Here is an 8605-nt window from a genome sequence, read left to right on the forward strand (position 1 = left end):
CGAGCCATCGGACAAGATGCGAGCCCCCAACTCTCACAACCGGACGTTCGCCGCGAGGCTAGCATTCACCCGCCCGGCTCCCGCCGATCGCCGAAAGTGATCGCCCGCATGATCGCGTCGACCCGCGAATGCCGATGCGCCTCCAAGCACGCGGGCCGTTCAGTGATCGCCTCGTCCCCCTCAAGCCACCGGACGTATCGGGGCAGCAGCCACCTGGGCGGATGCAGGTAGACCACGATCGAGATCACCAGGGGGACGACGGCGAGCGCCGCGAGGACCGCGACCACGCTTACGGGGGCGACCGCGGCGACCGCGAAGGCCAGCACGACGAGCAGGCCGGAAGCACCGAACCAGGCGCCGGCGAGGGGAGTGTACGGCCAGTGGAAGAAGGCGTCGTTCCCGTGCCAGGAATGCCAGCGTCCCCGATATGCCGCGATGCCGAGCAGAAGTATCCCGACGAGGAGTGGCAGGAAGACGACCGCGGCGACGATGACCCTCGCGGACATGATGCCCTCCAGACCGACGTGTGGAAACCGTATCGTGCGCTGACTCCGGCTCGCTTCGCGTCTGCTGAGTCGCTGACACCTGTTCGGGGCGCCTGTTGCCATCCGCACCGAACCAAGGGCAGATCGTGCATCAAACAAGATCGACTATAAGCATTGGCTGATCGCGTCCGCTCAAGAAAGACAGACTCGATCAGCCCCATGTCGGCATTGAGGATCTGTTCTAGCAGGGTAGAGGTGGATGAAACATTTTGAGCTGGTGGCCGGCGTGGGCTTACTTGTGCTCAGCCTGGTCTCGTCCTCGTATTGATCAACACCATCCGCCAGGCGAGAAAGGACCCCTTCGACTGGCTGGTCGCACACCGCGGATCGGTATGGGCGAGGGGTCCGCGTACAGCTCTGGTCGGTCACACGCACCCTTGACGAGTTCGCCCGTGAGGCCGAGGCGCAGTCGAACCACTTCGGCCGTTGACCGGCCGACGTGTTTCAGAGGGTGCCTCCGAAGGGGGTGGAGGCCAGTTCCCAGAGCCTTCTGGCCACCGGGTGCCGCACGGTCGGGTCGATGGCTTGCGCGAGTGCCGCCAGTTGGGCGGGTGGGAGCAGGGCTCCGCCCCGGGCCGGGGCGCGCAGCCAGAGCCGGGTCGGCTTACGTCCGGGCACCTGCACGGTCAGGCGGGGCAGGACGCCGCCGCGCCAGCTGCTCCAGACCGGTCGCGCGCTGTCCGCGCTGACGTATGCGGCGGTGAGGTCGTACCTTTGCCTGCCCAGGACGCTCCGCCGGACGAGGACCCGGCCGTCGAGCCAGAAGGCGCTGCGGTAGTGCTCGACCAGCATCAGGCCGATGAGCGCGTCAAGAAGCGCGATCGGCAGCAGGACCACAACGCCCAGCATCATGTCCTCCGACGTGAGGAGCATTACGCCGAGCGCCCCCACGACCAGGCTCACCAGGGCGGTCACCGGGACCAGGCACCCCAGCCAGAGGGCCCACATGGGTCCCGGAGGGCCAACGTTCAGCCGGATCACTGGTCCTCCTTCGCCGGCCGGCGTCAAGGTGCCTTGTGAAGAGCTTCCTGGGCAGGAGCGGGTTCGTACGGGGAATGCGCTTTGTGCTCGGGGTGGCGTTGCTTCTGTGCGCACCGTTCAGCGTCCTGCCGGAGGCTGGGCGGTGCTCTTTCTTGCGGCGCTCTGTGCGTTTGCTGCCTACGTGGTGGTTCAGGTGGGGCGGCGCAGGAGGTTGCGCGGGGCAAGGTGAGTTGAGCTTCGTCCTACATGGGGGGTGGGACGAGGATTCGGTGCAGGCGGAGTGTTTGCTTGGCGCGTTCGCGGACGGTGGGGTCTTCGGGCGGAAGCTGGGCGTTGTTCTCGCGGATGTGGCGCAGGAGGTCGGGCTCCGGGGGGATGCCGTGGTGCTCCAGGTGGTGGGCCACTCCGCCCAGCCAGATCCAGGTGCCGTCCGTCTGGTAGGTGTCGGGGACGGTCTCCGGGCGCGCGGGGTCGAAGAGGTCCCTGAAGCGGCGGCCGCTGTCGTAGGCGACCGGGGCCTCGCGCAGGTAGCGCAGGACCGCGTCGCGTTCGGCCGGGTCCAGGGCGGCGCGCTTCATGACCTCCGGGTCGCCCGGGACGGGGTTGTTCGCCAGCCGCAGTGACTGCTCGTAGACGTTCGCGCGGTCGCGGAGGTGCTGGAGGCTCGGCGCCTCCTGCTCGGTCGCGTCGGCCGGCACGGCGCCCGCGACGGGGTCGGCGGGCATGGTGCGGCAGCGGTCGAGGACGTCGCCTGCGGGGACGTTCTGCGCGTAGAGCTCGCGAAGCCGCAGCACCCAGGCGCCCGCGGCGTCGCCGCCGGGGGCGCCCGCGTCGGCGCGGGCCAGGAACATGGCCGCGGTGCCGCCCGTCCACAGGTAGCCGAGGACGAGGTCGCCCTGGGTGACCGGCAGGTACCGGACGGGGCCGTCGGTGGTGACGTCGTAGCTGGGCGGCAGCTCGAAGTGCAGCGGCCCCCAGCCCTGCGACCGGTCCATCGGGGTGCCGTCCGGGAGTTCGCCGGGGGGGACCGACTCCCAGGGGGAGCGTTCGGCGTCGGGGTTGGCGAGGCGCAGCAGGTCCTGCTTGTCGTCGGCGGTCTCTTCGCGGGCGCCGGCGGGGACGCCGCCGCCGCGCGGGTCCTCGGGGCGGCCGATCCACCGGCGGATCGCCTCGCGGGCGGGCAGGCCGGCGGCGTAGGACTCGCGCAGCCGCTCCGACCAGACGACCGGCGCGGAGTACGCCTCCCGCAGGAACTCGTTGCGCCGGATGAAACCGGCGGACCGGTCGTCCGTCCCGGCCCACAGGTAGCCGACGTGCCGGCCGTCCAGCAGCACCGGCAGGTGGACGACGGGGTGGCGCGTCCAGGTGGCGTAGCCCTCCGGCGGCTCGAACGCGGGCGCCGGCGGGCCGCTGAAGCCGCCCGGCGGCGGCGGAACGTTGCTCATGACGCCTCCGAGCCGGTGATGGTCGCGACCGCGGCGGAGCGGACGGGGTCGGCGACGTCCGGTATCTGGAACCCGCGCCGCCGGATGTGCGCGGCGAGCTCCGGTTCCGGCGGGACGCCGTGGGTGCGCAGGTAGTAGCCGACGGCGCCGGGCCAGATCCAGGTGCCGTCGGTGTGGTAGGTCAGGGGGACGTTCCGCGCGTGACCGGGGTCGAGGGCGTCGGCGTCGTAGCTGCGCGCCGCGAGCACGATCGGGGCCTTCTCCAGGTAGCGGACCATCGCGTCCCGTTCGTCGTCGGGGACGTCCGGCCGCCGCATCTCGGGCCGCCCGTCCGGGGCCGTGCCGTCGAACGGCTTGGCGATGCGCATGCCCTCCGCCGGGGGGGCGCCGAGCCAGCCGGGGGTGTGCTCGGGGTCGCGCGGGAACCTGCGGCGCTCGGCCTCGGCCGCGTCCGGCGGCGGAGGGGTCTGCCACCGCGGCTCGCCCTCGCGGTCGTACCGGACGTCGTAGGAGAACGGGAACGTCAGCGTGAAGACGGCCGAGAACCAGGTGCCGAGGCCGGGGGCGTACATGCCGGCGCGCAGCCGCTCGAACAGCTCGCCGAGCGCGGCGGGCGGGTCGAACGGGCTGGGCAGGCCGGGCCCGGTGACCAGGCGGAGCTGCCCGAGGGTCTCGGTGTGCGACCCGAGGGAGCGGTGCACGATCGTGCACTCCCCCCACCCCGGGGGGAGGGCGTGCGTCAGCAGCAGGGTGATCTGCTGGAGCAGGTCGTTCTGCTCGACGGGGTTCAGCGACCCGTTCTCGCTCACGACTTACCTCTTTCGTCCGTCCTGGGAGCTGGTCGGGTGGTCATCCGCCGTGCGCGCCCGCGGTCCGGCCGAGCCGCTCGCGCAGCCAGCCGGGGATGTGCCCGTCGGCGCGGGGGAACACGGCCAGGTCCCGCGCCCAGGCCTCGGCCGGGACGGGCGGATCCCACATCGGGTCGAAGTCCGCGTTGAAGCTGATCCAGTAGGCGCTCGGCGGGTCCATCATGAACCGCATCCCGAACCAGGTGCCCTCGTCCGGCCGGTACATCATCGACCGCAGCTCGCCCGCGATGAGCGCGCAGTCGCGGGGCGGGTCGGCGGCGGGGGACGTCCCGTCCGGCATGATCACGCTGAGCCGGACGTCGGCGACGCCGACCAGCATGAGGACGCGCAGGTCGATGCGCCGCCAGCCCGCCGGCGCGGTCTGCAGCACGGCGTGCCCGAGCCGCTGCGTCAGCTCCTCGTAGCGCTGCCGGTCGTACGGCCGCGGTTCCTGCGGCGGCACCGGGACCTCGGCGGGGGGCTGGGTCATCGCGTCGCTGCTCCTCTCCTCGTCGCGCAAGTCTATTGGTCCGGCGGGCGCGCGGCGGGCGGCGCGAGCCGCGCCCGGAGCCATTCGGGGACGGCGTTCTCCGCGCGGGGGAAGACGGCGAGGTCGCGCCGCCATTCCCCGGCGGGCGGCGGCGGATCCCACAGCGGGTCGAACGTGCGGTTGTAGGCGACCCAGTATGCGTCGGGAGGGTCCATCATGAACCGCATCCCGAACCAGGTCCCTTCGTCCTGCCGGTACATGATGGACCGTATTTCCGCGGCCGTCTCGAATATCTCGGGGACGGGCTCCACCAATGGCCGGGCGTCGTTCTTCTTCACAACTACCAGATCGGTTTCGCACACGTCCGCCAGCATGAGGATCTTGACGTCGATGCGTTTCCAGTCCTTCGGCGCGATGCGGGCGAGGGCCTGCCTCAGCCGGTCGAGGAGCCGCGTGTGGCGGTCCTCGTCGTAGGGGCGCGGCTCCTGCGCCGGGACGTCCGGCGGGACGAGCCGGACGGGTTCTCTCCTGGCCACGGCTAGCCCCCCGCGTCCCGGTGGTCCCGCGGCGGGACGGGGTCGCCGCCGGGGCCGCTGATCTCGGTCAGGTCGCCGGACTCCACGTGGTCCCTGATCGAGCGTTCGAGGTCGAACGCCCGGCCGCGCTCGTCGGGCAGCCTCTTCGGGCCCCGCTCGCCCGGGCGGTACACGGTGCGGGCGTCCAGGCCGGTGAGGACCGTCGCGCGGAGGGGCCGCAGCACCCGGTAGGTGCGGAGCGGGGTGTCCTCGGGGTAGCCGTGCAGTTGCCGCCGTTCGAACGGCGTGCCGATGGTGAAAAGGGTTCCGGTGTTGTCGCCGTCGTAGGTGTCGAGTTCCATGCCGGGTTGCAGCACCGTCTCCTCCTGCGGCGCCGGTCGCGGCGGGCTCGCTTCGGGGAGCGAATTCCCGACGTGCCATTCGAAGATCTGGTGGGTGCTGACGAAGTCGCCTCTCGCGGGCGCCGGGCCCGGATGGACGATGAAATACCCGCCCGGCCTGTTGTCGAGGGGCAGCAGTTCGAAGTAGCGGCGTCCCCGGGCGGCGGGTCCGCGCGGCCGTTCGGCGGCGATCGAACGCCGGATCTGCCTGGTGCCGTTGCCGGCGGCGGTATCGAGCCGCCAGGCGTCGATTCCGTCCCGCGGCCTCTTGGTCCTGCTGAGGACGCCCGCGCCTGCCAGGACCGACGAGTTCACCTCCGCGCCCGCCTCGGCGAGCACGGCGCCGGCCGCGAACGCCGCGGCGGCCGCGGGGTCGGCGAACGCCCGCCGCTCGACGGGTTCGCCGCCGTCCATGCGGACGGCCAGCCAGGCGGGCGGGAGATGGACGATCGACCAGCACCCGTCCGCGAGCCGGCCGATCAGGAACTGGTCGGCCGCCTCGGCGATCCGGTATTCGCGCAGCCTGGCGTGCGCCTTCTCGAACAGCCCGCCGAGCCCGCCGGGCAGCGCCGCCGCCAGGTCCGCCTCCCGCTGGGGCGTGAAGGCGCCGGGGTCGAACCGGTCCGCCGCCTCCTGGACGGCCGCCAGGTCCGCCATCCAGCCGGGGACGCGGTGCGGTTCCTGCGGGAACATCCGCAGTTCTTCGGCCGCGGCGGCGGGGGTGATCCGGTCCATGAACGCGATCTCGTCCACGCTGTGGAACCTGACCTCCCAGGCGGGTACGCCGCCGTCCGCGAGGGAGGTCGTGCCGGGCCGCAGGTGAACGGTGAGGTTCATCTCCAGCCAGGTGCCGTCGCCCTCGACGTACATCTGCGATCGGAGGTCGCGCAGCAGCGGGAGGACCCCGGAGTCCGGGATCAGCGACTCGGTTCTCTCGAATCCGGCGGGGATGACGGCCTGCTCGTAGGACGTGCCCACCGCGCAATAGGTGAACTTCATCGACATCAGGCCGCCGGGCGCGAGATGGAGCAGCAGCGACGCTATCTCGTCCAGGCGCGCGTCCTGCTCGGCCATGCTCAGCACTGCTCTCACCTCCTCGCCGGATGGGCGTCAGCCGTCCCGGCGCCCCTGACCGCGTTGTTCCCGGTAGATGCGCAGGGTCTCCGACTCGGTGATCCGGGCGATGTCACCGGCGTCGAGCAGCTCCGCGATCGGACGCGGGAGCAGATAGCCCTGCCCCTGCTCGGACGGCCCTCCGGAGCGGCGGCGGCCCGTGGGAACGGTGGTGTTCCGCACCGGGAAACCCGGATGCACCGTGAGGGGGCGCCGGACGACGAAGAATTTGCGCACCCTGTCCTTGCCCGACCTGTAGAGCCCGCGGCGCTCGAACGGCGTGTCCAACGTGAACAGGTAGGGCTCGTCGGTCTCGGCGTAACTGTCCAGAAGCGTGTTCTCCGGAAGCACCTGCCCCGTGCTCGCGCCGAAATCGCCGGGGAGGCGGCTCCGGACATGTGCGGTGAACAGATCGTGCTCCCGGAGGAAGAGGTCGCCGTCCGGGCCGGGGGTCCGCTCGATCACGTGGTAGCCGCCGGGGTGCGCGAGCACATCGTCCAGGGGGACGCAGGACTCCCCGTACCGGGGGCGCTCCTCATCGCGGGCGGCCGCCACCAGGCGCTCTCCCTCGTCCAGCAGCCTCCAGACGACCCGTCCCTCCGACTCGTCCCAGACGTGGCCGAGGACGCCCTGCTCCCGCAGCAGATCGCCGTGGATCGTCACGCGCTCATCGACGATCAGCCCGCCGGCCGCGTACGCGACGGCGTCCTGGGCCGACTCGAAGGACGCGACGTGCGCCGGCGCGGTCTCTGCCGCCGCCTCGCCGGAGACGCGGACGGCCAGCCATTCCCCGTCCCCGCGCAGCACCGACCAGCAGCCGGGTTCGAGCCGTCCCACCAGGAAACGCGACACCCGCTCGCCGGCGAAGTCGCGCAATACGCGGCGCGCCCACGCGAACGTCCAGGCGCTCTCCGGATGGAGCAGCCCGACGAGTTCGTGCTCGTCCTGCGGGACCGGCGGGAGCTCTTCAGGGGCCATTCAGGATTCCCCGGGCGTCCCCTGGCGCCCCTGCTCGCGCAGCTCCGCCTCGAACAGGTCGTGCGCGCGGAGGCGCAGCGTGTGGACGAGGGCGCGCTCTTCCGGGGTGAGGCGGCGGGGCACGGCGCGGGCCGCGTCCTCGATGCCGTTGATGGTCTCGTAAAGCGCGTACGCGGGCCCCTCACCGCGCAGCCTCCGCCCCCGGACCTCCTCGACCCGCTGGACGAACTCGTCGCGGGTCAGCGTCTCGATGTCGGCGGTCGTCCCGAACCAGATCTTGCGCAGGTACGACTTGTCGCGCTCGAACTCGCCGGTCCGGTAGGAGAGCGCCCAGACGGACACGCCGCCGTCGGGAGCCTCCTCGAAGACGACCGGCCTGCCCTCGTAGGCGTAGTACTGCGGATACTCTTCAGCCACTTCGCTCCCTTACCGGCGCGCGAGTTCGCGCAGCGCGTCGAGGCCCGGAAGTTCCTGCGCGCGCGCGTCCCGGCCGATGACGCCCGACAGCCTGTCCTCGGGCGCGAGCGCGCACCGCCGCAGCGCCTCCAGCGACGGCACGCCCTCCCGGTGGGCGTCGCTCAACCGCAGTTTCCACAACCCGGCCGCGACCTCGCCCGCCGTGCCCGCCGCCTCCCGGTTCAGGTAGCCGGCGGCGGCGCCGTCCACCGAAGCCCACACATACCCCACCACATCGCCCTGGACGGTGACGGGCAGGTAGCGGACGGGCGCGGACGTCTGCTCCGGGTAGGTCGGCGGCAGGACGCTGAACAGCGGACCGAACCCTTGCGACCGGTCGGCCGGCGTCCCGTCCTCGAACTTGCCGTCCTGGACGGACGGCCCCGCGGGCACCGGGTAGCCGGGCGCGATCACCTGGTGGAGGGCCTGCAGGCTGGGGGCCTCCTGCTCGGCCTCGTCCGCCGGGATGCCGCCGCCCACCCGGTCCTCGGCGGCGCCCTTCAGCCGCCGCACCGCCTCGGCGGCGGGCACGTCCGCGGCGTACGCCTCGGCGAGCCGGTCCTCCCAGTAGTCGGCGGCGAACATCTCGGTCTCCGACACGTCGGGCGCGAGCAGGAACCCGGCCGCCCGGTGCCGGACGGACCCCCACAGGCAGCCGATCACCCGGCCGTTCAGCCGCACCCGGTAGTAGATCACCGGCTCCCTCGTCCAGTGCGCGTACGACGGGGTCGGCGGCGGCAGCGGATCGGCGTCCGGGAACGGCGGCGGCGCCCCGGGCACGGGAGGGGGAGCGCCCGGGTCCCACGGGGGAGGCAGGTCACTCATCTCGCGCG

Annotated in this window: 10 protein-coding genes; all 10 read right to left on the reverse strand. The window is 72.2% G+C overall.

Annotated elements, in window-relative coordinates; all coding sequences use genetic code 11:
* Nucleotides 1-65: 65 nt before the first annotated feature.
* A complete protein-coding gene (locus tag ABTW95_RS25970; RefSeq protein WP_500227642.1) occupies nucleotides 66-506 on the reverse strand; it encodes a hypothetical protein in 441 nt (146 codons plus the stop codon).
* A gap of 483 nt (nucleotides 507-989) precedes the next feature.
* A complete protein-coding gene (locus ABTW95_RS25975) occupies nucleotides 990-1526 on the reverse strand; it encodes a hypothetical protein (protein ID WP_500227643.1) in 537 nt (178 codons plus the stop codon).
* A gap of 242 nt (nucleotides 1527-1768) precedes the next feature.
* Nucleotides 1769-2971, reverse strand: coding sequence for a hypothetical protein (locus ABTW95_RS25980; protein ID WP_500227644.1), 1203 nt, complete (start codon nucleotides 2969-2971; stop codon nucleotides 1769-1771).
* Complete coding sequence (locus ABTW95_RS25985; protein ID WP_500227645.1) at nucleotides 2968-3780, reverse strand: hypothetical protein; 813 nt, start codon at nucleotides 3778-3780, stop codon at nucleotides 2968-2970. The genes ABTW95_RS25980 and ABTW95_RS25985 overlap by 4 nt, the downstream gene beginning before the upstream one ends.
* Nucleotides 3781-3820: 40 nt before the next feature.
* A complete protein-coding gene (locus ABTW95_RS25990) occupies nucleotides 3821-4309 on the reverse strand; it encodes a hypothetical protein (protein WP_396445970.1) in 489 nt (162 codons plus the stop codon).
* Nucleotides 4310-4341: 32 nt separating this feature from the next.
* Complete coding sequence (locus tag ABTW95_RS25995) at nucleotides 4342-4845, reverse strand: hypothetical protein (protein WP_396445971.1); 504 nt, start codon at nucleotides 4843-4845, stop codon at nucleotides 4342-4344.
* A gap of 2 nt (nucleotides 4846-4847) precedes the next feature.
* Entirely contained in the window at nucleotides 4848-6299 is a 1452-nt protein-coding gene (locus tag ABTW95_RS26000; RefSeq protein ID WP_500227663.1) for a glycohydrolase toxin TNT-related protein, read from the reverse strand.
* Between the two features lie 36 nt (nucleotides 6300-6335).
* Nucleotides 6336-7316 carry a hypothetical protein gene (locus tag ABTW95_RS26005; RefSeq protein ID WP_396445973.1) on the reverse strand — a complete coding sequence of 327 codons (981 nt, stop codon included), beginning with the start codon at nucleotides 7314-7316 and terminating at the stop codon, nucleotides 6336-6338.
* Nucleotides 7317-7733 carry a hypothetical protein gene (locus tag ABTW95_RS26010; protein ID WP_396445974.1) on the reverse strand — a complete coding sequence of 139 codons (417 nt, stop codon included), beginning with the start codon at nucleotides 7731-7733 and terminating at the stop codon, nucleotides 7317-7319.
* A gap of 9 nt (nucleotides 7734-7742) precedes the next feature.
* Nucleotides 7743-8597 (reverse strand): hypothetical protein, encoded by an 855-nt coding sequence (locus ABTW95_RS26015; protein WP_396445975.1) that lies wholly within the window; start codon nucleotides 8595-8597, stop codon nucleotides 7743-7745.
* Between the last annotated feature and the right edge of the window lie 8 nt (nucleotides 8598-8605).

The organism is Spirillospora sp. NPDC127506 (assembly GCF_040302145.1).
Classification (GTDB): Bacteria; Actinomycetota; Actinomycetes; order Streptosporangiales; family Streptosporangiaceae; genus Spirillospora.

What these genes read in the sequence shown, in the direction of transcription:
- ABTW95_RS25970 (WP_500227642.1), bottom strand. Translation starts at nt 506, where the DNA reads ATGTCCGCGAGGGTCATCGTCGCCGCGGTCGTCTTCCTGCCACTCCTC.
- ABTW95_RS25980 (WP_500227644.1), bottom strand. Translation starts at nt 2,971, where the DNA reads ATGAGCAACGTTCCGCCGCCGCCGGGCGGCTTCAGCGGCCCGCCGGCG.
- ABTW95_RS25990 (WP_396445970.1), bottom strand. Translation starts at nt 4,309, where the DNA reads ATGACCCAGCCCCCCGCCGAGGTCCCGGTGCCGCCGCAGGAACCGCGG.
- ABTW95_RS26000 (WP_500227663.1), bottom strand. Translation starts at nt 6,299, where the DNA reads ATGGCCGAGCAGGACGCGCGCCTGGACGAGATAGCGTCGCTGCTGCTC.
- ABTW95_RS26005 (WP_396445973.1), bottom strand. Translation starts at nt 7,316, where the DNA reads ATGGCCCCTGAAGAGCTCCCGCCGGTCCCGCAGGACGAGCACGAACTC.
- ABTW95_RS26015 (WP_396445975.1), bottom strand. Translation starts at nt 8,597, where the DNA reads ATGAGTGACCTGCCTCCCCCGTGGGACCCGGGCGCTCCCCCTCCCGTG.